This window comes from Levilactobacillus wangkuiensis (genome assembly GCF_016861605.1).
Classification (GTDB): Bacteria; Bacillota; Bacilli; order Lactobacillales; family Lactobacillaceae; genus Levilactobacillus; species Levilactobacillus wangkuiensis.
The window spans coordinates 18308-41206 of record NZ_BOLM01000007.1 but is presented as its reverse complement, the minus strand read 5'-3'; the positions used below and the strand labels follow the sequence as shown (position 1 = coordinate 41206).

The window sequence follows — 22899 nt, the reverse complement described above, 5'->3', positions numbered from 1 at the left end:
TTTTTCTCCTCGATGACGGATTTTCCAGTATAGCACACACTGTTCGTTTTCAGTTAAATGCGGCTCACTGGCACTGAATCCAGTTTTTTTTCAGAAATAGCCCGGATATGCAGTATTTGTTGCTGAATAGTGGTAATATAGTATCCTATAGATTGTATAGTTCAAGCCAATCAATTCTGGCGATAAGCGGTTGGCTTCCCACTGATTTATTGACTAGGGGAGCCAACCCATAATTAAATTTTTTATGATGAAGGGATTTTTAAACGATGGCTAAACGTGGAATGCTCATTGTGCTCTCGGGTCCTTCCGGAGTTGGTAAGGGAACGGTTCGTAAGGCGCTATTTGAAACGGGAGCGACCGATTTTTCGTACTCCATTTCAATGACCACCCGGAAACCGCGGGAAGGCGAAGTGAATGGGGTCGACTATTACTTCGTCTCAAAGGAAGAATTTGAGGAAAACATCCGTAACGGTGAGATGCTGGAGTACGCCAAGTATGTTGACAACTACTACGGTACCCCGTTAAAATATGTTAATGAGACCCTTGATGAGGGTAAGGACGTCTTCTTGGAAATCGAAGTCAACGGGGCCATGCAGGTTCGCGCCAATTGTCCCGACGCTGTCTTCGTCTTCCTAACGCCACCTGATTTGATGGAATTAAAGCACCGCCTGATTGGTCGGGGCACTGACGCCATGGACGTCATTAACAAACGAATCAAGAAGGCCGTGGGTGAAATTCGGATGATGCGCAACTATGATTACGCCGTGGTAAACGACGAAGTCAGCCAAGCCGTCGACCGGATTCAAATGATCATCCGCAGTGAACGTTTACGGGTAACCCGGGTTATGCCGGATTACGAACAAATGATTGGAGACGAATAAAAATGTTACTCTATCCCTCAGTTGATGATTTATTAGCACAAGTTGATTCACGTTACTCTTTGATTATGCTGGCTAGCAAGCGGGCCCACGAGTTGGACGCCGGCGCTAAGCCACTCTTGACCGATTACAAGTCGCCCAAGACGATTGGTCGCGCACTGGAAGAAATTGCTGCCGGTGCCTTAATGATTGATCCGGACGAAAAGGATCTGGACGCCTAACTTTGGCGCCTCAGGAAAGACCAGGTTGCCGTTGGGTAATCTGGCCTTTTTTATCAGCCCGAGAAATTATAACGGGTTGAGCCATATGCTTTAGGTAGTCTTTGTGAATAAGGTATACTTAGTGCCGGTTTCTGAAAAATACGTTTCGTGTAAGCAGATTAAAGTACATGAAATTCAAATGACTAGATAATTGTTGATGCAGTGGACACGAAGAAAACAGTTGTCGCTCACAAGACTAGTGAAAATTAGCCATCAGTGTGAGTGACCAGAGGCGGGTCAACCTGGTCAGCTGTGTCGATGGCGTTAGCTGAGTGAACTGCTCAGCTTAGGCCATGGGCCGACCTTGGAAACTCGTGAACTTCAGCGAGGTTTCAAGGCGAGGTGGAAGCCCGTTTCTCAGGCTGGAACCGGGCCCCACAGTAGGACAGGTTGAACCCGCCGTCGGGAACGGCAGTCGGTGATCAGTCCAGGTTTATTTTCACTAGCCTTGTGACGATGGTTTCCTTCGTCTCAAGTGCAGATGATATAATTGGAGGGAAAGCAATGCTAGAAGACAAACACATTACGTTAACGGTCGGTGGCAGTGTGGCCGCCTACAAAGCCGCACTCCTAGCCCGTGACCTACAGCGGGCCGGCGCCACGGTTCGCGTTGTTCTGACAGCAGGGGCCGCCAAGTTTGTCACGGCGGCGACCTTTGCGGCCCTGACCAAGGCGCCCGTGCTCACGGACGAGACCTGGTGGCAGGCCAACGGGCAAATTGCCCACGTTGAGCTGGCCGATTGGACCGACCTGGCCATTGCCGCGCCGGCCTCCGCGAACCTCATGGCGCAATTTGCCAATGGTCAGGCCGATGACGCCGCTAGCGCAACCTGGCTGGCAACCGCCGCGCCCAAGGTCGTTGTGCCAGCGATGAACACCCACATGTGGCAGGCACCCGCAACGCAGCGGAATCGCCAGCAGCTGATTGCCGATGGGGTGCACGTTCTGGCGCCGGCCACGGGTAAACTAGCGGAGGGGTATTCCGGTCAAGGCCGTTTCCCTGAGCCCACCGATATCGTGGCGCAGGTGGAACAGTTAGGTGTGTTTACGCCCCAGACGCTGGCCGGTCGACGGGTCCTCGTGACCGCCGGCGGGACCCGCGAACGGTTAGACCCGGTCCGCTTCCTGACCAACGATTCCTCTGGCAAAATGGGGTATGCGGTCGCTACCGCCGCTCGCGAAGCCGGGGCCGAGGTCACGTTGATCACCGCGCCCACGAAACTGGCGGCCCCAGCCGGGGTGACAGTCGTGCCCATCCAAAGTACGACCGATTTGTCACAAGCCGTGTTGGCCCGCTTTCCCCAGGCCGACGCCTTAGTGATGGCCGCCGCAGTCGCCGATTTCCAACCGGAAGTGACGGCTAATCAGAAAATTAAAAAGACGGCCGATAACGATGACTTCATCTTAAAACTTAAAAAAACACCCGATATTTTGAAACAAGTTGCGGCCATTAAGCAGCCACAGCAGGTCACGGTCGGTTTTGCTGCGGAGACGCAGAATTTACTGGCTAACGGCCAAAAGAAACTGATCAGCAAGTCCTTAGACCTGTTGGCCGCCAACGACGTCTCCCGAAGCGACATTGGGTTTAATGGGGATGACAATCAGGTCACCTTCATTCTGCCGGATGGCGTGACGGATCAGACGCCCAAGACCAGTAAAACGGTGATTGCCCGGGCCTTAGTCGACCGGGTCGCCCAATTATTAGCAGACAAGTAAGTAAGCGAGGTGACAGACCATGGCCCAGATTGGCCAAATTATTGTTGACGTGCCAACGATGCAGACGAACGAACCTTATTCCTACGCAATTCCCGCCGACCTGGAAAATCAGGTTCAGGTCGGGATGCGGGTCACAGTCCCCTTTGGTCGCGGTCACCGAGTCGTTTCCGGCGTGGTGGTCGGCCTTAGTGATGCAACGAACTTTGACGGGCAACTGAAACCGATTCAGTCCGTTCTGGATCTGGCGCCCATTTTAACCACTGAGCTGCAACAGCTGGCCGCATGGTTGGCCGACACGACCTATGCCTTTCGCATCACGTGTATCCAGACCATGTTGCCCAGCCTGTTAAAGGCCCAAACCGAGCGGCAGATTCAACCGACGATGCCGCTGACGGACCAGGAGATGGCCGAATACTTTCCGGACGGGGCGCCACGGGCGTTTGATACCAGTAAACTAGCCGATACCACGTTGGCCGGGCTTCTGCGGTTACAGCGCGCGGGAAAGGTCGAGGTGACGTATCAGGTCACCAGTAAGGCCGCGGCCAAGACCACGACCGGTGTCAAGCCGGCGCTTCCCGTTGCCAAGCTCCAGGAGATCCAAGCGGAGGTGGCCAAGCGGGCGCCGAAGCAGGCGGAATTGTTGGCCTATTTACAAACCATGGACCCGGATAAATTAGTGGCCCAAAGCCAAGTCAGTCACGCCGCGGGGGTCAGCACTGCCGTCATGGCGACCGCCGCCGACAAGGGCTGGCTGACGAAATACCCGCTGGAAGTCTATCGTGATCCGTTTCACCAACCGGTAAAGCCCACGAAACCGTTAAAGTTAAACGCTGAGCAGCAGGTGGCCGTGACCGCGATTACTAAGGCGGTCGATGAACAGCGTACCGAAAACTTTTTGGTTGAGGGCGTTACCGGGAGTGGCAAGACCGAAGTCTATTTACAAAGCATTGCCGTCGCCCTCCAGCAACACCGCACGGCCCTGATGATGGTTCCCGAAATTGCGTTGACACCCCAGATGGTCAACCGGGTAAAAGCCCGATTCGGCCAGCGCGTGGCGGTCTTGCACAGTGGCTTGTCCAAGGGGGAACAGTACGATGAATGGCGGCGCATCGACCAGGGTGAAGCCACCGTGGTCGTGGGCGCGCGTTCCGCTATCTTTGCCCCGGTGAGAAACCTCGGCATTATTATCATGGATGAGGAACATGAAAGTAGTTATAAACAGGATGAGAATCCCCGGTACCACGCCCGTGACGTGGCGTTGTGGCGGGGGAAGTACAATCATTGCCCCGTGGTCCTGGGGAGCGCCACGCCGTCCTTAGAGACCCGTGCCCGGGCTGCCAAGGGGTTGTACACTCGGCTGCTTCTGGCTAAACGGGTCAACGACCATCCACTGCCAACGGTCCACATCGTTGATATGCGTGAAGAAGTGAAGCAGCGTGCGGATGGTGACTTTTCCCAGCCACTGTTAACGGCGATTCAGGAACGCCTCGACCGCCACGAACAGATGGTGTTGATGCTGAATCGGCGAGGATACTCGTCATTTGTGATGTGCCGGGACTGTGGGTTCGTATTGAAATGTCCTAACTGTGATATTTCACTCACCCTTCACATGGATACCCACACCATGAAATGCCACTACTGTGGGCACGAGGAAGCCATTCCCCACATCTGCCCCAACTGTCATAGCCGCAAGATTCGCTACTATGGGACCGGAACACAGAAGGTGGAAACGGCCTTGCAAAAGGAATTTCCAACGGCCCGCATCTTACGGATGGACGTGGACTCCACGCGGCGTAAGGGCGCTCACGAAAAAATTCTGCGGCAGTTTGGCGATCACCAGGCAGATATTTTGCTGGGAACCCAAATGATTGCCAAGGGACTCGACTTCCCGAACGTCACGTTGGTTGGGGTCTTAAACGCGGACACCGCGCTGGGTCTGCCGGACTTCCGGGCCAGCGAACGGACCTTCCAACTGCTGACACAGGTCAGCGGTCGGGCCGGCCGGGCGGAAAAACCTGGTGAGGTCTTCATCCAGACGTTCAACCCGGATCACTACGCCATTGAATTGGCGCAACAACAGGATTATGAGCGCTTCTTCGTCACGGAAATGCATATGCGGCATCAGGGAAATTACCCGCCGTATTACTTTGCTGTGCAGCTGACCGCCAGTCACGAGGACGAGGCCACGGCCGCCAAAGCCATGTACCAAATCGTCGGCACCCTGCAAAAGGGCTTGAGTAAGGACGCCATTGTGTTGGGTCCCACGCCCAAGGCGATTGCGCGGGTCAAGCGGAAGTATTATTATCAAGTTGTGATTAAATATAAGCGGGAGCCGCAGTTGCGGCCGTTGCTGGAGAAAATTCGGCAGGCGGCACAGATTCCAGCCCGTCACGGCTTAGCCATCACCATCGATTCAGAACCAATGAACTTTATGTAGGGGTTAACTTGTGTGCTTGACAGCGCCTCCGGGCTGGTGAAAATGGGCCGTGGCGCTGTGGGCGCACGTCTGGAGCCGAAAGGCGGTCTCCAGACTTACTTTGAGCCGAAGTTCGCGTCTCAAAGATAGCAGTTGCCTAAGCGGGGAACCCGCTAAGGCAACTCCCACGGCTGAGCCCATTTTCACCAGCCCTGCGGCTGACACGGCGTTAACCCCACAACAGTGTTAGTTGATTCTGATTGGTGGGGAGGTTGCGCGATTCTAATCGGTGGGGTTGTTACGTGATTCATTCGTGATGTTCCGATATTGAATGGATGAATTATTTCTGATTCAATTAATCCGATTCCGTCCGATTTCCAATTGAAATTAATGTTGAATCAACCGTGATAGTCAGTAATTGATTGACCCAACGAAAAATGTGTAGGTCAGTCTGAGTGACCAGAGGCGAATCAAGATGACCAGCTGTGTCGATGTTCCTAGCTGAGTGAATTTCTCAGCTTAGAACATGGGACGACCTTGGAAACTTGCGGGGTTTAGCGAGGTTTCAAGGCGAGGTGGAAGCCCGTTTCTCAGGCTGGAGCCGGGCCCAACAGTAGGGCACCTTGAATCCGCCGCCGGGAACGGGAGAACCCATCATTGTTAGTCACCCAATAAGGCAAATTAAACACAAGCATAACCAGTTAAAAATCAAATCAAATGTTAAAACAGAAAGTATGGTGCATTGCATGACTTCAGTAATCTTCATGGGCACGCCGGCCTTTTCGGCACCCATCCTCAGTAGTTTAATCAAGAACGGCTATGACGTCTTAGCCGTTGTGACCCAACCGGACCGTAAAGTTGGGCGGAAGCACGTCTTAACAGCTTCTCCCGTTAAGCAGGTCGCCGTTGAAAATGGCATCGAAGTGCTCCAACCACAAAAAATTTCCGGCAGTGACGAGATGGCACGGGCCATTGAATTAGCGCCAGACTTAATTGTGACGGCGGCCTTTGGCCAATTCTTGCCAACCAAGCTGCTTAAGGCAGCCAAGGTGGCGGCGGTCAACGTTCACGCGTCCTTACTGCCTAAGTACCGTGGTGGCGCGCCCGTTCACTACGCCATCATGAATGGCGACAAGGAGACCGGGGTGTCCATCATGTTCATGGAAAAGAAAATGGATGCCGGCGCGGTTCTGGCCCAACAGGCCATGCCAATCACGGATCAAGATGACGTTGGGTCCATGTTTGACAAGTTGAGCCTACTTGGCCGCGACTTGTTGCTGGAGACCTTACCGAAGCTGTTGGCCGGTGAGATCACGCCGGTTCCTCAGGACGAATCCCAGGTCACGTTCTCACCAACCATCAAGTCCGATGAAGAACGGATCGATTTAAACCTGAGTGCCCATTTGATTGATTGCAAGGTCCGGGCATTACGGCCAGCACCTATCGCCCATATCTACTTAAACGGCGTGCGGACAAAGCTGTGGCAAGTGACCGTGCTGGACGAGACGACCGACTTACAACCGGGCGCCTTGGTCAGCCATGACAAGCACCACCTGGCGATTGCCACGGGAGAACACGGAGTCTTAGGCCTTGACGAGATTCAACCGGCCGGGAAGCCCAAGCTAAGTATCACGGACTTCTTGAACGGGACGAGCGACGCACTGACAATAGGCGAACAGGTGGCTGAATAATGACAAAAAATAATACACCGCGGGCTTTAGCGGTTGAAGCACTGACACGGGTATCCAATGGGGCTTACTCAAACTTACAATTGGAACAAACCTTAGAAAATAACAACTTGAGTGACGTCGACCGGCGGTTTGTGACCAACTTGGTTTACGGGACGATCCAACACCAATTAACGTTGGAATACTACCTGGAAGGCTTCATCAAGCCTAACCAGAAGGTCTTACCTTGGGTCAAAATGACCTTGCTGGTGGCGTTATACCAGGAATTATATTTGGACCGGGTTCCTAAACGGGCCATCTTTAACGAAGCCATTCAATTGGCCAAAGACCGGGGCCACGAAGGCATTCGGCGCTTTGTGACCGGGGTCTTACACGCCATGGACCGACAAGGCTTGCCCGATTTGAGCAAAATTGAGGACCCAACGAAGCGCTTGAGCCTGGAATACTCCGTGCCAGAATGGCTGGTCACGGCGATTCAAAAACAAGTTGGCGACGACAAGGCCGTCAGCATTTTAGAAACGATCAACCAACCAGCCGCGCAGTCCGTGCGGGTCAACACCGCCGTGGCCACGACCGAAGAAGTTGAACAATCCTTACAGGACCAGGGGTACACGGTCACGTCTAGTGTGGTTGCCGCCGATGCCTTCCGTTTGGACGATAAGGCAGCTAACCAAAGCAATGTCTTTGAAACTGGCGAGCTGACGATCCAAGATGAGAGTGCGATGTTACCCGTCGAGGCCTTACAGGTCCGTCCTGGGGACCAAGTGCTCGATGCCTGTGCCGCACCTGGGGGCAAGACGACCCAGATTGCTGCCTTGCTGGATGCCCATTCCGGTGGGAAAGTGACTGCCTTGGATCTGCATCCCAAGAAGGTTGATCTGATCGACAGAAATGCCGAACGGATGCACGTGGCCGACCGGGTCGATGCCGTGGCCTTAGACGCCCGCAATATTGACGACCGGTTCCCGCACAAGGAATTTGACCGGATCTTAGTCGATGCCCCTTGTTCTGGACTGGGTCTGATTCGGCGGAAGCCAGAAATTCGTTATGAAAAGACGCCACAAGACATTCAACAACTGCAAAAGGTTCAGCTGGGTATCTTGGACGTTGTCAGTCAAAAGTTAAAGCCAAATGGGATTTTGGTTTACAGTACCTGCACTATTTTGGACACGGAAAACGCGGACGTGGCAGCGAAATTCTTGGCAGCCCATCCTGACTTCGAATCCATGCGGGTAACCACGAAATTAAACGTCAAGGGCGACCGGGACACGGATACGTTGAACATCTACCCAGATGATTTCGACTCTGACGGGTTCTTCGTCAGTGCCTTCCGGAAAAAGAAGTAGAGGTGACCAGCCATGGAAGTGGCATACCGCACGTCAATTGGAAAACAACGCAATGATAATGAAGACTACGTGGATGTGTTCACGAACCAGGCAGGGAAACATCTCGCCATCATCGCCGACGGTATCGGTGGCCATCAGGGTGGCGACGTTGCCAGTGCCATGGCCGTTTCCCACCTGGGCCACGAGTTTGAACAGACCAAGTTAACCACGCCGGCCGCGGCTCGTCAGTGGATTGCTACGGAGATTACCGCGGAGAACCAATCAATTATTGACAAGTCCAACCAATTCGCCGATTTGAACGGGATGGGCACGACGTTAGTGGCTGCTCTGTATTTCACAGAAGAGGTCGTCATCGCCAACATTGGTGATTCCCGGGCCTACCTCCTGCGAGACGATGAGTTACGGCAGCTGACCGAGGACCATTCGCTGGTCAACGAGCTGGTCAAACGCGGTGAAATCAGCCGCCAGGCCGCCCGTCACCATCCCCAGAAGAACGTGATCATTCGGTCACTAGGAATCTCGGACGACGCGCGCTTTGACCTCAACACGTATCCGTTAGTGTTGGGTGACCAGCTGTTGCTGTGTACCGACGGGCTGACCAACATGGTGGACGACCACCAGATTCAGGCCGTCCTGACCAGTGACCAGACGCCTAAGGAAAAATGTGATCAGCTGATCGACATGGCTAATGCCGCTGGCGGGCTGGACAACATCACCGTCTTGTTGCTGACCAACTTCTCACGGGAGGTGGCTAGCTAATGCGGACGGGTTATACGCTGAGCGGCCGGTACCGCATCGTTCGGGCTTTGGGCGAGGGTGGCATGGCCAACGTTTATTTAGCTCACGATCTGATTTTAGACCGGGACGTCTCCGTGAAGCTGTTACGGCTAGATCTGCGGGATGATCCCAGCACGATTCGTCGGTTCCAGCGCGAGGCGTTAGCGGCGACCGAGCTGGTCAATCCGAACATCGTTCAGGTCTATGACGTGGGCGAGGAAAATGGGATGCAGTACCTAGTCATGGAGTACGTCGAGGGGACCGACCTCAAGGCGTACATCAAGGATCACTTTCCCATTGCCTATCAAGAAGTGATTCAGATCATGGAGCAGATCCTGAGTGCGGTTCAAACGGCGCACGAGCATAACATTATTCACCGGGATCTGAAACCACAAAACATTTTGATCGATCAAAACAGAGTCGCAAAAATTACCGACTTTGGGATTGCCGTGGCGTTGTCGGAACACAGTCTGACGCAGACCAACACGGTCCTGGGTTCGGTGCACTATTTGTCACCGGAACAGGCGCGTGGGGGGATGGCGACGAAGAAGTCCGACATCTATTCACTCGGCATCATTTTGTATGAACTGTTAACGGGAACGGTACCCTTCGAGGGTGAAACTGCCGTCTCCATTGCCTTGAAGCATTTCCAATCGGAGATTCCGTCCGTTCGAGAGATTGACCCGCGGATTCCCCAAGCCTTGGAAAATGTGGTCCTCAAGGCCACGTCCAAGCGTCCGGAAGACCGGTACGTCGATGCCGCGAGTATGGCAGCCGATTTAAAAACGTCGCTGTCCCCCAAGCGGGCGGGTGAACGCAAATTCACGCCGGTTCAGGACGATGATGGGGAGACCAAGGTCTTGCCCCTCAGCGCGCTGAGTTCCGCCGCACCCGTTGCGGCCGAAGCGGCCACGAAGGCGAACTCTAAGCCAGCGGCCAAGGCCGATGACGAAGAGACGCCGCAGAAAACCGATAAGAAGGGCCGGAAGATAACCCGGCATCCGCGACGGCGTAAATTTCTGCTGGCGGGACTCGTTGTGCTCCTACTGGTCGCCGGCATTCTGATTGGCATGGCGCTCTTTCGGCCACAGATGACCAGTGTACCCGACGTGACCGGGCGGACCGAAACCGAGGCCAAGTCGCGGTTGCAGGACGCCTATCTGAGCGTCGGCAAGGTTCACAAGACGGCCAGCTCCAAGGTCAAAGTGAACCGGGTCGTACGAACGGAACCCCGGTCTGGGACCCAGCTCAAACGCGAGACGGTCGTGGATCTGTGGATCAGCACGGGGCCGAAGCGCTACAAGTTGGCCGATTATCAGGGTGATTCGTACGCTAGCACCGCCGCCAAGTTGGAGGCTCTGGGCTTTACCGTTCATCGGGAGTCCGTGCATTCAACCAGCGTGCCAGCCGGCAAAATTATGCAACAGAGTGTGAACGCTGGTGAGCGGGTCGTGCCGTCACGGACGGACATAACCTTTACGGTGTCGACTGGTTCGGCGACCGTGACGCTGGCAGACCTGACGGACAAAACCAAGGCCCAAGCCCAGGGTTACGCGACCAACCACAACCTGAACCTGGCGTTTGACTACGCCTACTCCAGCGACGTCGCCAAGGGCCGCGTGATCAAGCAGTCTCCTGGTGAGGGTGCTGTCGTTCAGGAGGGTGATGAAGTCACCTTGACCCTGTCACGGGGTGCGGAGAGCGAGAGTAGCTCCAGCGTCGATCAATTCAGCGTGAACGTCAAGATTCCATTTGATAATAGCGACAGCGAGAGTGAAAGCGACGACAGTGATGAGAGCAGCAGTAGCAGTAGCTCGTCGGCGTCGAACCTGGTTCAGATCTACCTGAAGGACCAGGATCACTCGCTGAGCACCATCTACAAGCAGATGACAATCACGGCGGATACCAGCGTAACGTTGCCATTCACCGTTGCATCCGGCAAGGCGGGGGCGTATAAGGTGGTCAGAGACGGCCACGTCATCGCTTCCGACAGCCACGTCACCAAGAACTAACAGCCTTTGATTCGCCTTACCGGGTGGCCAAAATGGGCCGGAACGCTGTGGGCGGGCGCCTAGAGCCGAAGAGCGGTCTCTAGGCTTACTTTGAGCCGAAAATCACGTCTCAAAGATACCAATTCTCTAAGTAGCCAAGCTACTAAGAGAATTCCCACGGCTGAACCCATTTTGGCCACCCTCACGGCTAACACGGTGTTAGTACTTGGGACGGTCTGTGGAGGTTAACTTTAATTAATAATTAGAACTCGGTGCTTACCTTAGTTGGTGGGGCCGAGTTTTTTGATGGCATCGATGAGCAAAAGTTTTAACACGACCGTCTCTTTGAATCGAGCGTGAAAATTAAAACAGAAGCAACAGAGAAGTTTGATGCAACGTAAAAAATGTAATTGTCGTTAGGCACGAGTATGACGATGGGTCGGTCAATAATCGATAGGCCACTGGCAGCACCAAGCTAGTGAAAAATACGGGGTCCATGTCAGTGACCAGAGGTAGGCCAAGCCGGCCAGCTGTGTCGGTGGTCTTGACTGAGTGGGCTTCTCAGTCTAGAGCACGGGACGACCTGGGAGACTGGTGTTTTTTCCAGGCTTCCAGGCGAGGTGGCAGACCGCTTCTTAGGCTGGCACCGTTCCCCACAGCAGGACCGCTTGAGCCTACCGGCGGGAACGGTTGTCATTCACCACACATTTTTAGCCTTGCTGACAATTGAACTAACACAATCTGCAGGAAAACTAGTGCCAAACTGCAAATTAGTGTAAACTGAAAGGAAAGAGTTTAAAGGAGGTGCTGCATGTCAGAAGGACAGATTCGTCAATCACTCAGTGGCTTTTATGATATCTACAGTGAGGGCCAAACTTACCGGACGCGCGCACGGGGGAACTTTCGGAAACGCAAAATCACGCCGCTCGTGGGTGACCGGGTAACCTTTGAAAGCACGTCACCTAAGGAAGGTTACGTGCTGGAGATTTTGCCGCGGGATAACGAATTAACGCGGCCACCCGTTGCTAACGTTGATCAGGGCGTCGTGGTCACGGCCGTGGCGTCACCCGAGTTTTCGACCGGCCTACTGGATCGCCAACTGATTGCGTTAGAGGTCAGTGACATTACTCCCGTGATTTACTTCACGAAGACCGACTTGATCGACGATGCCCGCTACCAGGAGTTTGAAACCCTGGCGGCCGGTTACCGGAAGATTGGGTACACGGTTTGTTTGACCCGGGAACCGTTTGCGAAAGCGGGGCTTGACCAACTCAAGGCCACGTTAAAGGGCCAAGAGACCGTCATCATGGGTCAGACCGGGGCGGGGAAATCCACCCTGTTGAATCACATTTCGCCGGACCTGGCGTTAGCGACGGGAGAAATCTCGACCGCGTTAAACCGGGGGAAGCATACCACGCGGAAGGTGAGTCTGATGCCGATTGCGGGTGGCCTAGTGGCTGATACGCCGGGGTTCTCCTCGTATGAGACGTTGACAATCGATTATCGTGACCTGTGTCACTACTTCCCAGAATTTTTGAACGTGGCTAGTGACTGTCGGTTCCGGGGGTGTGTCCACGTGAATGAACCAGGCTGTGCCGTTAAGGCCGGATTGGCGGACGGGGACTTCCTGCAGAGTCGGTACGATAATTATTTACAATTACTTACGTTGTTAAAGAATCAAAAACCAATTTATAACAAGAAGAAATGAGGAAGAGATTTTATGATTAAAGTAGCGCCTTCAATTTTAAGTGCAGATTACGTGAACCTCCAACCAGACATCGAAAAGGTCGACCAAGCCGGTGCTGAAGTCTTACACATCGACATCATGGACGGTAACTTCGTCCCAGCCCTGTCTTACGGTCCCGGTTGGGTCAAGGCGATTCGGCCAATCACCAAGATGGTCTTAGACGTTCACATGATGGTCCAAAACCCAGAACGTTACGTTGAAGACTTTGCCAAGGCTGGCGCCGACATCATTGGTGTCCACGTTGAAGCAACGTCACACATTCACCGGGCCTTACAAATGATTCAAAACGCCGGTGCAACGCCAGAAGTTGTCATCAACCCTGGGACGCCCGTTTCCATGATCGAACCCGTTCTGGACATGGTCGGCCAAGTATTGGTTATGACGGTCAACCCTGGCTTTGGTGGTCAGAAGTTCTTACACAGCACGGTTGCTAAGATTGCCGAATTGGATGCCATCAAGAAGGCCAAGGGTTACGACTTTGATATCGAAGTCGATGGTGGGGTCAACAACCAAACCGTTGTTGACTGTGCCAAGGCCGGTGCTACGGTTGCGGTTGCTGGTTCATACGTCTTCAACGCCGAAGACCCAGCTGCCCGGATTCAAGCCCTAAAGGACGCGACAAAATAATGCCCCGGGGCGGAACGTTTAATCTATTAGTGGGGGGTCCCAAGGCCAATTGGCCCGCAGACCTCACTGAGAAAATCGTTGGCCCCTGGATTGGCGTTGATCGGGGGACTTTACGGTTAATCGATCACAATGTGCAGCCGGTGGCGGCCATTGGGGACTTTGATTCCCTGGCGGCACCGGAGTTACAACGGGTGCGGCGCAATGTCAAAGACATTCGTCAGTCGCAACCCGAAAAAGATTTTACCGATACGCAGATGGCGGTCTCCGTGGCCTTTGGTGACTACGGGGCCGACAACGTCGATATTTATGGGGCGACGGGCGGTCGGTTGGATCACTTTTTGGCGAACCTTTTTATCGTGTTGGAACCGCAGTATAAATTGTATGCGAGTCGAATTCGGTTGATTGATAAACAGAATACGATCACGTACTATTTACCGGGTCATTACACGTTGCAGAAGGAACCCGACAAGAATTACCTGGCCTTTGTGCCGTTGACGCCCATCGACCATCTCAGCTTGATCGATGAGAAGTATCAGCTCCATGACGAACCGATTCCGTACCCGATTTCCTTTGCCAGCAACGAGTTTGTTGGCGACACCGGAGAATTTCAGTTCGACACGGGCGTGCTCTGCGTCATCCAAAGCTGTGACACCTACGAGGCTCGGCACGAGTAAGCGTTAGCTGAACAGCTAGCGGATGCAGCGCCTCTGGACGGGTGAAAATGGGCGCGGTTCGTTGTGGGCGGACGCCCGGAGCCAAAGGACGGTCTCCTGGCTTCCTTTGCGCCTCATAAGACGAGGCGCAAAGTGACCAATTCCCTAAATGGCCCCATTTTCACCCGTCCCGCGGCTCACACTAGTTTTTCAGTTAACTCTCTAGTGCGTTACGGATCCGTGGTTAGCAATAGGTTTTTACTAGAAATAAAAAATAAGACACACAAAATTCCGTAAAAAGAATTTCGTGTGTCTTATTTATTTTGAAAAAATCTCAAGTCAGAGATAAGTTGATAATCGGGTAAGGGCGACCGTCCGTGTCCAAGGGACTCTGAGAAACAATCTTGAATCCCTGACGCTGGTAAAAGGCCAGGGCACCCGAATTTTGAGCGTTCACCGTAACCGTTTGGAGGTTTGCTGTTTTCATCAAGATATGGATAATCTGTTGACCGTAACCGTGGCGAAAATAAGCCGGGTCCAAGAAGAGCATGGCCAGGTCGGTGCCAGCCATGCCGGTGAAACCCATGAGGTGCCCGTCCAGTTGCCACCGCCACAGGGTGACCTGCGCGAAGTACTGAGGCAAGTCCCGCTGAATGGCTTTGCGGTCCGCTAGGGTTAAGAAATTGTGGGTCGCCGTCACCGAACGCGTCCAAACGGCGGTGAGCTGGGGATAATCGGCCGGCGTGGCCAAACTATGAGTAAGCATAGGGGGAGAGCCTCCGAATCTAATTTTAGTCTGATCAGTCTATTTTAGCAAAAAGCGTCACTGGGGGCCAGCAAGGGTAATACCTGTTTCACCCAACCGAACAATGGTAAACTATCATATAGAAGTAACTGTTAATGAATCCAATCAGTAAGGGACTCGATACGAAAAAAGTAAAATAAAAAAGCACCAACCAGCAAATGCTGATTAGTGCTTTCAAGATTAGTCATATCTAGAAACTAGACACGCGTAACCTTACCTGACTTCAAAGTCCGAGCTGAAATCCAGACTTTTTTCGGCTTACCGTCCACTAAGATGCGAACCTTTTGTAAGTTCGGCTTCCAAGCGCGACGACTTGAATTCAAAGCGTGAGAACGCTTGTTACCGAAGCGCGTCCGCTTGCCGTTGAGAAAATCCTTTGCCATGGCGTAAACCCTCCTTTATGGATTCATTACTTTTAAAAAGCAGTGCTTTTTACTCACCTGAATAATTTACCATACAATTTTGTGGAAAGCAATGTTTTCTTTCAAGGAAATTTACTTGACACTTATTTACCGTAAGAACAAGCATTTCAGAGTTCCTATTTCTATTTTTGCTTGGGTTGTGGTAAGATTAATTTCTGTTAAAGATTCTATATCCAGACAAGGAGGCTATTTCCATGGCCGTAAAGATTAAAACTCAGTACGGAACAATTGATATTACCAATGAAGTGATTGCGACCGTTGTTGGGGGAGCCGCGACTGATAACTATGGTGTCGTGGGCATGGCAAGTAAGAATCAGATCCGTGACAACGTTAACGATATTTTACGGCGGGAGAATTATGCCCGCGGGGTCGTCGTTCGCCAAGAAGAGAACGGGGTTGCCATTGACGTGTACGTGATTGCCAGCTACGGAACCAAGATTTCCGAAGTGTCACGCAGCGTCCAGTCTAAAGTTAAATATAACCTAGAAACAATGCTGGGGGTTACCGCAAACTCAGTGAACGTCATCGTACAAGGGGTGCGGGTATTGGCTGATTAGCCAGTCGTACTGAAATCAAGGAGGAAACTTAGTTGAAAGTAACAGAAATTACTAATCTTGAGTTTGGTAAGATGGTCCAAGCCGCCTCGCAAAAGCTAAACCAAAACGCTGATTTTATTAATTCATTGAATGTCTTCCCAGTTCCTGATGGGGATACTGGGACCAACATGAGCCTGTCGTTACAAAGTGGGGCCAAGTACGAACGCGATGCTGATAGCACGGCGGTCGGTGTCCTGGCCGTGGCTTTGGCCAAGGGCTTACTGATGGGCGCCCGGGGAAACTCCGGTGTGATCCTGTCCCAAATTTTCCGTGGTTTTTCCAAAAAGTTAGCTGACAAGCAAACGCTGACGGCCCAAGACTTGGCCGATGGCTTCGCAGCCGGCGCAGAGACCGCCTACAAGGCCGTTATGAAGCCAACAGAGGGAACTATCCTGACTGTTGTTCGTGAAGGTGCTCAGGCGGGCTTAAACACGGCTAAGGAGTCCGATGACGTCTTAGCTGTGATGGATGCTGTCTTTGAGGCGGCCAAGGCTGCTTTGGCAACCACGCCAGACTTACTGCCTGTCTTGAAGCAGGTGGGCGTTGTGGATTCCGGTGGCCAAGGGTTGACCTTTGTGCTGGAAGCCTTCAACGACTCCCTAAACGGCCGTGTCTCTGAAGAGGGCGACTACAAGCCAGACGATGCTGAAATGGACGAAATGATTGACGCTGCGCACCATCAGAGTGTGCAAGGAAAATTAGATCCTAACAGCATCAAGTACGGTTACTGTACCGAAATCATGGTTCGTATCGGCCGTGGGAAACAAGTTGACCACGACTTTGACTACGATACCTTCTACAAGTATCTCGCCGATTTAGGGGACTCCCTGTTGGTCGTGAACGATGAAGAAATCGTCAAAGTTCACGTCCACACGGAACATCCTGGCAAGGTTATCGCCTGGGGCCAAGAATTTGGTGATTTAGCCAAGGTCAAGGTTGATAACATGCGGATGCAACAGGAAACCATCATGGAGCACGATGAAGAAACTGGGGCCGTTCCGGTGGCCACAGCAACCGACGAAGCCCCTGCCGACACGGCCATCATTGCGATTGCCGCCGGCGAAGGCCTCGGGACGTTGTTCAAGAGCTTAGGCGTGACCCACGTGGTCAACGGTGGGCAAACCATGAATCCAAGTACGCAGGATATTGTGGATGCCATCAACCAGAGCCAAGCTAAACGCGCCATTGTGTTGCCGAACAACAAAAACATTTTCTTAGCCGCTGAACAAGCCGCTAAGGTCGCTGATATTCCAGCCGTTATCGTCCATTCCAAGACGGTTTCGCAAGGGATGACGGCGATGCTCGGTTACAATCCAGACGCTGAATTGGCAGAAAACCAAGAAGCCATGGAAGATAATTTGAGCGCCGTGAAGAGTGGTCAAGTGACCCACGCCATTCGCGATACCCAACTTGATGGGTTTGACATCAAGGAGGGTAACTTTATGGGCATCGTTGACGGGACCATCAAAGTGACCGACGCCGATCTGTTAAAGACCGCCGTCGACACGGTGAAGGCCATGCTCGATGATGAGAGTGAAATTATTACGATTATTTACGGTTCTGACACGACGGCCGAGGTTGCGGAACAATTGCAACAACAGGTCGAAGCGTTGGATGACGACTTAGAAACAGAAGTTCATGAAGGGGACCAACCGGTTTACCCATTCTTGATTTCGGTTGAATAACCGGTAAACGAAAAAAGATTGGGCTAATGGTCCAGTCTTTTTTTCGCTATCACCAGTGACGGGAGGGAAGCACATGACAAGTTTAAGCGATAGCGTCGCCACTTTAGCGGGGGTCGGCCCCAAGCGGGTTCAGGCGCTCAAGAGTCTCGATATTGAAAATATTAATGATTTATTGACCTACTTTCCCTTCCGTTACGAAGACCTACAGGCCAAGGACCCGGCCGAGTTAACCGACCAGGCTAAGGTCACCCTGAAGGGAACGGTTGCGGGAGCACCAGTCCTGACGCGGTTTGGTCGAAAGAAAAATCGGTTGAATTTCCGGTTGTTACTGGATGAACACACCGTGATCCCGGTGACCTTTTTCAATCAGCCCTGGTTAAAGGATAAGCTCGAGGTTGGCAATGAAATCGTGGTCTACGGGCGTTTCGATGCCAAACGGCAGAGCCTGGCGGGGATGAAGATTCTGGCCAGTGCTGACAGTGGCATGGGATCCATTTACCCGGCCAATAAGGAAATCCGGCAGGGCACGATTCAAAAGCTGGTCGAATCCGCGTTTGACACCTACGAACCGGTGATTGTCGACCTGATTCCCGAGGGTTTGCGCGACCAGTATCGCCTGCTGCATCGCAAACAAATGATTCACGATATGCATTTTCCAGCCGACGCCAACGCGGCCCAGGCAGCCCGCCGAACGGCCAAGTTTGAGGAGTTTTATCTCTTTGAGCTACGCTTACAAATCGTGCGAGAACAGGACCACACCTTACACGGCAAGGCGCTACACTACGATTTGGCCAAGCTCAAGGCGTTTATCGATTCACTGCCTTATGAGTTGACCGGGGCGCAAAAGAAAGTCGTTAATGAAATTTGTTTTGATTTGAAACGACCGGTCCACATGAACCGGCTCCTACAAGGGGATGTCGGGAGTGGGAAGACCGTCGTGGCCGCCATTGCCATGTACGCCGCGATTACCGCGGGGGCCCAGGCGGCCCTGATGGCGCCCACCGAAATTCTAGCCGAACAACACGCCAATAACCTGGCCAAGCTGTTCGCCGATTTCCCCGTCAACGTGGCCCTCTTAACTGGGGCGACCAAGGCTGCGGCCCGTAAGACTCTGTTACCGCAAATCAAACAGGGTGGCGTGGATCTCCTGATTGGGACCCATGCGCTGATTCAGCCCGAGGTCGACTACCATGATCTGGGCCTAGCAGTGATCGATGAACAACACCGCTTCGGGGTGAACCAACGGCAGGCGTTACGGGAAAAGGGCCAACAGCCCGATGTGCTAGCCATGACGGCCACGCCAATTCCCCGGACCCTTGCGATTACCGCGTACGGTGAAATGGATGTCTCGGTCATCAACGAGCTTCCCGCCGGTCGGCAACCCATCAAGACCACCTGGATTCGCAGTAATCAGGTCGACGCCACGTTGCGTCAGGTCAAGGCGGAGCTGAGCACGGGGTCACAGGCCTACGTGGTCACGCCCCTGATTGAGGAATCCGAAGCCGTCGACATGAAAAATGCCGAGGCCATTTATGAACGCTTTAAAGAAGAATTTGAACCGACCTACAAGGTAGGCCTGCTACATGGTCGGATGAAGGATGACGAGAAGAATGCCATCATGGATGCGTTCAAGGCCAATGAATTTCAGGTGTTGGTTGCCACGACCGTGATTGAAGTCGGGGTCGATGTGCCCAATGCCACGCTGATGATGATCTATGACGCCGACCACTTTGGCTTAGCCCAGCTGCACCAATTGCGGGGCCGGGTCGGTCGGGGAACACGGGCATCGGCCTGTATTTTAATTGCTGACCCCAAAAATCAATTAGCCGTCGAACGAATGACGACCATGACCAGTACCAATGACGGGTTTGTGCTGTCGCAAAAGGACTTGGAATTGCGGGGCCCAGGTGATATTCTGGGAAGAAAGCAGTCCGGGGTGCCCGACTTTAAGGTGGGTGATCCCGTGGCCGACCTCAACATTTTAAGTGCGGCACAACAGGCCGCTAAGGAAACCGTCGCCTCGCCAAATTGGGCGGACAAGGACGATAACCTGGCCCTGGCAGCGTTTCTCAGCACCACCGCGCACCGCAACACCACCATGGATTAGCCAAAGGAGATTACTCATGAAAATTGCTGTAGATGCAATGGGCGGCGACTTTGCGCCCGCTGAAATCGTTAAGGGCATTGAATTAGCCCGTGACGCGTACCCAGACATTGAATTTTTACTGTACGGTCAAGAAGAGAAGGTCCAACCGCTATTACAGGACAGTACCCGTATCAAATTGATGCCGGCGCCAGAAGTGATTGCCATGGAGGACGAACCCGTTCGTGCTGTGCGGCGGAAGAAAAATTCCAGCATCGTGCTGGCCGCCACGGCCGTCCGTGAGGGGGAGGCCGACGCCTTCTTCTCCGCTGGGAACACCGGGGCCGTCTTGGCTGCCGGTCTGCTGATTGTCGGCCGAATCAAGGGTATCGACCGGCCCGGCTTGACGACCACCTTACCCGTCTTGCAAAAGCCAGACCAATCGAGCTTTGTGATGCTGGACGTAGGGGCCAACGCCGATACCAAGCCATTTAACGTCGTCCAATACGCCATTATGGGCCAGTATTACGCCCAATCCGTCATGCACGTGGAAAAGCCCCGCGTTGGCCTGTTAAACAACGGGACGGAAGCGGACAAGGGTGATAAGAATCACCGGGCCATCCACGAAGCGCTGGCTGCGATGGACGAAATTAATTTTGTTGGCAACGTTGAATCCCGTGAATTGCTGAATGGGGCGGCTGATGTGGTCGTGACCGATGGATTTACTGGAAACGCCACGTTGAAGGCTATCGAAGGCACCGCGCTGTCCATGTTGAAGCTGATCAAGGGCGAAATCATGAGCGGCGGTCTGGGCGGTAAAATTGGGGCCAGCATGCTGAAGCCAGTCTTCCGCAACGTTCAGAGCGCCATGGACTACTCCCAATACGGGGGTGCCGTGCTGTTGGGCTTGAAGGCGCCGGTCGTTAAGACCCATGGTTCCACCAAGGCCCCAACCGTTAAGAACACGATTGGTCAAATCCATGAATTGATTGCTAGCAAGAGTGCGGACCAGTTAGTCACTTACTTTGCCGAACACGGCGAGCAAATGAGCGCTCTCAAGGAGTCTCTGAAGTAAACGCCTATAATGGGCTAAACGAGAGTGGTAATTCGCCTTACCGGGTGAGAAAAATGGGCCGGTGTCATCGCAGGCGTTCCCGGCGGCGGATTCAAGTTGCCCTGCTGTGGGGAACGGTTCCAGCCGAAGAGCAGGCTTCCACCTCGACTTTGAGCCTGAAAAGCGGTCTCAAAGGTCGTCCCGTGGTCTAGGCTGAGTGGAAAACCTCAGCCAAGACCACCGACACAGCTGGTCAGCTTGATCCGCCTCTGGTCACTGACGGTGGCGTCGCCCTTGTTTCACGTCCTTACGGCTTAGCGTGGTTTAGCTCAGTTAGACATTCACGTCTGTCTCTCTTGATATGAGGGATGCAGTCGTCAGGTGATTATCTGGCAACGCACACCTGGAGACACGTACCACACGGGTTAAACGAGTGTGAGCCGCAGGGCTGGTGAAAATGGGCTCAGCCGTGGGAGTTGCCTTAGCGGTTTACCGCTTAGGCAACTGATATCTTTGAGACTCGGTCTATGAGGCTCAAAGTAAGTCTGGAGACCGCCTTTTGGCTCCAGACGGGCGCCCACCGCGTCCTGGCCCATTTTCACCAGCCCGGAGGCACCAGCAAAGACAAGTTTAACCCGGATGATTAATTGGCTAGACAAGGACCGGCAAAACGGTTAGACTACTATTTGAATACTGTGAGCGAGGGATTACAATGACAAAAGCAGAAATTTTTGACAAGATTGCCGACATTATTGCCGACCGTTTTGAGGCTGACCGAGATACCATCAACGAACAACTGAACTTCAAGCAGGACTTAGATGCCGATTCCATTGATTTTGTGGAATTCGTCTTGGAACTGGAGGACACGTTTGGCGCTGAAATTTCGGATGAAGATGCTGAAAAGCTGAACACCATTGGTGAAGTAGTCGATTACATCGACGCCCACCAGAATCAACAAAAATAAGTTATTTGAGCGAGTCCGGGCCGCAGGTTAAGTCGTCCCGGGCTTTTTCAATCTGGAAATATTCCCCAGTCAGGCAGTCAGTCCACCACCAGAATTATTTTCTCGTGAAAATTCTGCGTGATTTCCAGTGAAAACGGCTGGATTCAGGTATAATAGTGACTGTGTGTGTCTTTTAGATTGGGTAATAATTTAATCATGAACAGAGAACTTAAAGTGTTGAAATGATTTGAAGAGAGTTTAGTTGGCTGAATGAGCTTAGCCGCAGGTAGGCAGGTGTGGAGCCCCCTGTGTCGGTGTTCTTAGGTCGGGTTCTTTCCGGCCTTAGAACACAGGCCGACCTTGAAGACCCGTGATTTTCGGGGCTTCAAGGCGAACCCGGAGACCGCTCTTTGGCTCTGGGTGGGCCTCAGAGGGGGCGGAATACCTGTCTACCGGAGGCGAACCCATTTACCCAACGTATTGAAGAAATGAGGGAATTAGCGCGTGATTGCTGGATTAAATCAAGAATTAGCAGAAAATTATGATATACATTTTAAAGATCAGTCGTTGCTGGACGAGGCGTTTACTCAGGCCTCGTACGTCAATGAACACCCGAACCAGGGGCTGAAATTTTACGAACGTATCGAATTCTTAGGTGACGCTGTGATGCAATTGGTGGTTTCCAATTACATTTTCCGCCGGTACCCCAAGATGCCCCAAGGCCGGTTAACGCGGCTGCGGGCCGCCATGGTAAACGAACAAAGCTTTGCCAGTTTTGCTCGCGAGTGCCACTTTGACCAATACATTCGCTTAGGCAAGGGTGAGGAAAAGGCGCAGGCCCGGCAACGGGATTCCCTGCTCTGTGATATTTTCGAATCCTTTGTTGGGGCCCTGTACATGGATCAAGGGCTGGAAAAAGTTGTGCCATTTGTCACGAAAGTAGTCTTCCCTAAGCTAGACGAAGGCCGCTTCGATGAATTCTTTGATCACAAGACGGAATTACAAGAACTCGTCCAACAAAATGGGCCCGTGAACATCGAATACCGGTTATTAGATGAAGAGGGTCCCGACAACGACCGGGCCTTTATGGTGGCCGTTTACGTGGATGACAAGCAGTTAGGCGAGGGCCACGGCCATTCGAAGAAGCACGCGGAACAAAATGCGGCGCGGCATGCGCTGGAGAATCTGAAAGTAGAGTAAGGATGACTAACG

The 22899-nt window shown here is 52.9% G+C and carries 19 protein-coding genes; 17 read left to right on the top strand and 2 right to left on the bottom strand.

Features of this window, described 5'->3' with window-relative positions:
* Positions 1-266: 266 nt before the first annotated feature.
* The 11 genes from gmk to JUF13_RS06710 all read left to right on the top strand — a co-directional run bounded on the left by gmk (position 267) and on the right by JUF13_RS06710 (position 14120).
* Positions 267-881: a guanylate kinase gene (gene gmk / locus JUF13_RS06760; RefSeq protein ID WP_125765947.1), complete on the top strand. Its 615-nt coding sequence runs from the start codon at positions 267-269 to the stop codon at positions 879-881.
* Positions 882-883: 2 nt separating this feature from the next.
* Positions 884-1099, top strand: coding sequence for a DNA-directed RNA polymerase subunit omega (gene rpoZ / locus JUF13_RS06755; RefSeq protein ID WP_061776946.1), 216 nt, complete (start codon positions 884-886; stop codon positions 1097-1099).
* Between the two features lie 543 nt (positions 1100-1642).
* Entirely contained in the window at positions 1643-2854 is a 1212-nt protein-coding gene (gene coaBC / locus JUF13_RS06750; RefSeq protein ID WP_203638715.1) for a bifunctional phosphopantothenoylcysteine decarboxylase/phosphopantothenate--cysteine ligase CoaBC, read from the top strand.
* A gap of 19 nt (positions 2855-2873) precedes the next feature.
* The gene (gene priA, locus JUF13_RS06745) at positions 2874-5291 is read left to right on the top strand and encodes a primosomal protein N' (protein ID WP_203638713.1); all 2418 of its coding nucleotides are present in this window, start codon (positions 2874-2876) and stop codon (positions 5289-5291) included.
* Between the two features lie 725 nt (positions 5292-6016).
* The gene (fmt, locus tag JUF13_RS06740; RefSeq protein WP_203638711.1) at positions 6017-6961 is read left to right on the top strand and encodes a methionyl-tRNA formyltransferase; all 945 of its coding nucleotides are present in this window, start codon (positions 6017-6019) and stop codon (positions 6959-6961) included.
* Positions 6961-8304: a 16S rRNA (cytosine(967)-C(5))-methyltransferase RsmB gene (rsmB, locus tag JUF13_RS06735; RefSeq protein WP_203638710.1), complete on the top strand. Its 1344-nt coding sequence runs from the start codon at positions 6961-6963 to the stop codon at positions 8302-8304. Before fmt ends, rsmB begins: the two co-directional genes overlap by 1 nt.
* 12 nt (positions 8305-8316) lie before the next feature.
* Positions 8317-9063: a Stp1/IreP family PP2C-type Ser/Thr phosphatase gene (locus JUF13_RS06730; protein ID WP_203638709.1), complete on the top strand. Its 747-nt coding sequence runs from the start codon at positions 8317-8319 to the stop codon at positions 9061-9063.
* Positions 9063-11093 (top strand): Stk1 family PASTA domain-containing Ser/Thr kinase, encoded by a 2031-nt coding sequence (gene pknB / locus JUF13_RS06725; RefSeq protein WP_203638708.1) that lies wholly within the window; start codon positions 9063-9065, stop codon positions 11091-11093. The genes JUF13_RS06730 and pknB overlap by 1 nt, the downstream gene beginning before the upstream one ends.
* A gap of 790 nt (positions 11094-11883) precedes the next feature.
* On the top strand, positions 11884-12780 hold the full coding sequence (gene rsgA / locus JUF13_RS06720; protein WP_203638707.1) for a ribosome small subunit-dependent GTPase A: 897 nt from the start codon (positions 11884-11886) through the stop codon (positions 12778-12780).
* A gap of 12 nt (positions 12781-12792) precedes the next feature.
* On the top strand, positions 12793-13446 hold the full coding sequence (rpe, locus tag JUF13_RS06715; RefSeq protein WP_203638706.1) for a ribulose-phosphate 3-epimerase: 654 nt from the start codon (positions 12793-12795) through the stop codon (positions 13444-13446).
* Complete coding sequence (locus JUF13_RS06710; protein WP_125762381.1) at positions 13446-14120, top strand: thiamine diphosphokinase; 675 nt, start codon at positions 13446-13448, stop codon at positions 14118-14120. Before rpe ends, JUF13_RS06710 begins: the two co-directional genes overlap by 1 nt.
* A 313-nt stretch (positions 14121-14433) precedes the next feature.
* Here the strand turns inward: JUF13_RS06710 and JUF13_RS06705 are convergent, their stop codons facing one another.
* Positions 14434-14865 carry a GNAT family N-acetyltransferase gene (locus JUF13_RS06705; RefSeq protein ID WP_203638705.1) on the bottom strand — a complete coding sequence of 144 codons (432 nt, stop codon included), beginning with the start codon at positions 14863-14865 and terminating at the stop codon, positions 14434-14436.
* Positions 14866-15101: 236 nt separating this feature from the next.
* Positions 15102-15287, bottom strand: coding sequence for a 50S ribosomal protein L28 (gene rpmB / locus JUF13_RS06700; RefSeq protein WP_048736175.1), 186 nt, complete (start codon positions 15285-15287; stop codon positions 15102-15104).
* A 233-nt stretch (positions 15288-15520) separates the two neighbouring features.
* Between rpmB and JUF13_RS06695 the strand changes: the two genes are divergently transcribed.
* The 6 genes from JUF13_RS06695 (at position 15521) to rnc (ending at position 22887) form a co-directional block, all read left to right on the top strand.
* Positions 15521-15883, top strand: coding sequence for an Asp23/Gls24 family envelope stress response protein (locus JUF13_RS06695; RefSeq protein WP_061776403.1), 363 nt, complete (start codon positions 15521-15523; stop codon positions 15881-15883).
* Positions 15884-15915: 32 nt separating this feature from the next.
* Complete coding sequence (gene fakA, locus JUF13_RS06690; protein ID WP_203638703.1) at positions 15916-17607, top strand: DAK2 domain-containing protein; 1692 nt, start codon at positions 15916-15918, stop codon at positions 17605-17607.
* A gap of 73 nt (positions 17608-17680) precedes the next feature.
* Positions 17681-19714, top strand: coding sequence for an ATP-dependent DNA helicase RecG (gene recG, locus JUF13_RS06685; RefSeq protein ID WP_203638702.1), 2034 nt, complete (start codon positions 17681-17683; stop codon positions 19712-19714).
* A gap of 16 nt (positions 19715-19730) precedes the next feature.
* Complete coding sequence (plsX, locus tag JUF13_RS06680) at positions 19731-20765, top strand: phosphate acyltransferase PlsX (protein WP_203638701.1); 1035 nt, start codon at positions 19731-19733, stop codon at positions 20763-20765.
* A 691-nt stretch (positions 20766-21456) separates the two neighbouring features.
* Positions 21457-21708 (top strand): acyl carrier protein, encoded by a 252-nt coding sequence (gene acpP / locus JUF13_RS06675; protein ID WP_125762389.1) that lies wholly within the window; start codon positions 21457-21459, stop codon positions 21706-21708.
* A 483-nt stretch (positions 21709-22191) separates the two neighbouring features.
* The gene (gene rnc / locus JUF13_RS06670; RefSeq protein WP_203638700.1) at positions 22192-22887 is read left to right on the top strand and encodes a ribonuclease III; all 696 of its coding nucleotides are present in this window, start codon (positions 22192-22194) and stop codon (positions 22885-22887) included.
* Positions 22888-22899 lie beyond the last annotated feature (12 nt).

Excerpts from the sequence above, each read along its gene's own strand:
- fmt (WP_203638711.1), top strand. The coding sequence starts at position 6,017 with ATGACTTCAGTAATCTTCATGGGCACGCCGGCCTTTTCGGCACCCATC.
- rpmB (WP_048736175.1), bottom strand. The coding sequence starts at position 15,287 with ATGGCAAAGGATTTTCTCAACGGCAAGCGGACGCGCTTCGGTAACAAG.
- pknB (WP_203638708.1), top strand. The coding sequence starts at position 9,063 with ATGCGGACGGGTTATACGCTGAGCGGCCGGTACCGCATCGTTCGGGCT.
- rpoZ (WP_061776946.1), top strand. The coding sequence starts at position 884 with ATGTTACTCTATCCCTCAGTTGATGATTTATTAGCACAAGTTGATTCA.
- gmk (WP_125765947.1), top strand. The coding sequence starts at position 267 with ATGGCTAAACGTGGAATGCTCATTGTGCTCTCGGGTCCTTCCGGAGTT.
- recG (WP_203638702.1), top strand. The coding sequence starts at position 17,681 with ATGACAAGTTTAAGCGATAGCGTCGCCACTTTAGCGGGGGTCGGCCCC.
- priA (WP_203638713.1), top strand. The coding sequence starts at position 2,874 with ATGGCCCAGATTGGCCAAATTATTGTTGACGTGCCAACGATGCAGACG.
- JUF13_RS06705 (WP_203638705.1), bottom strand. The coding sequence starts at position 14,865 with ATGCTTACTCATAGTTTGGCCACGCCGGCCGATTATCCCCAGCTCACC.
- acpP (WP_125762389.1), top strand. The coding sequence starts at position 21,457 with ATGACAAAAGCAGAAATTTTTGACAAGATTGCCGACATTATTGCCGAC.
- coaBC (WP_203638715.1), top strand. The coding sequence starts at position 1,643 with ATGCTAGAAGACAAACACATTACGTTAACGGTCGGTGGCAGTGTGGCC.
- rsgA (WP_203638707.1), top strand. The coding sequence starts at position 11,884 with ATGTCAGAAGGACAGATTCGTCAATCACTCAGTGGCTTTTATGATATC.
- JUF13_RS06710 (WP_125762381.1), top strand. The coding sequence starts at position 13,446 with ATGCCCCGGGGCGGAACGTTTAATCTATTAGTGGGGGGTCCCAAGGCC.
- plsX (WP_203638701.1), top strand. The coding sequence starts at position 19,731 with ATGAAAATTGCTGTAGATGCAATGGGCGGCGACTTTGCGCCCGCTGAA.
- rsmB (WP_203638710.1), top strand. The coding sequence starts at position 6,961 with ATGACAAAAAATAATACACCGCGGGCTTTAGCGGTTGAAGCACTGACA.
- rpe (WP_203638706.1), top strand. The coding sequence starts at position 12,793 with ATGATTAAAGTAGCGCCTTCAATTTTAAGTGCAGATTACGTGAACCTC.
- JUF13_RS06695 (WP_061776403.1), top strand. The coding sequence starts at position 15,521 with ATGGCCGTAAAGATTAAAACTCAGTACGGAACAATTGATATTACCAAT.
- JUF13_RS06730 (WP_203638709.1), top strand. The coding sequence starts at position 8,317 with ATGGAAGTGGCATACCGCACGTCAATTGGAAAACAACGCAATGATAAT.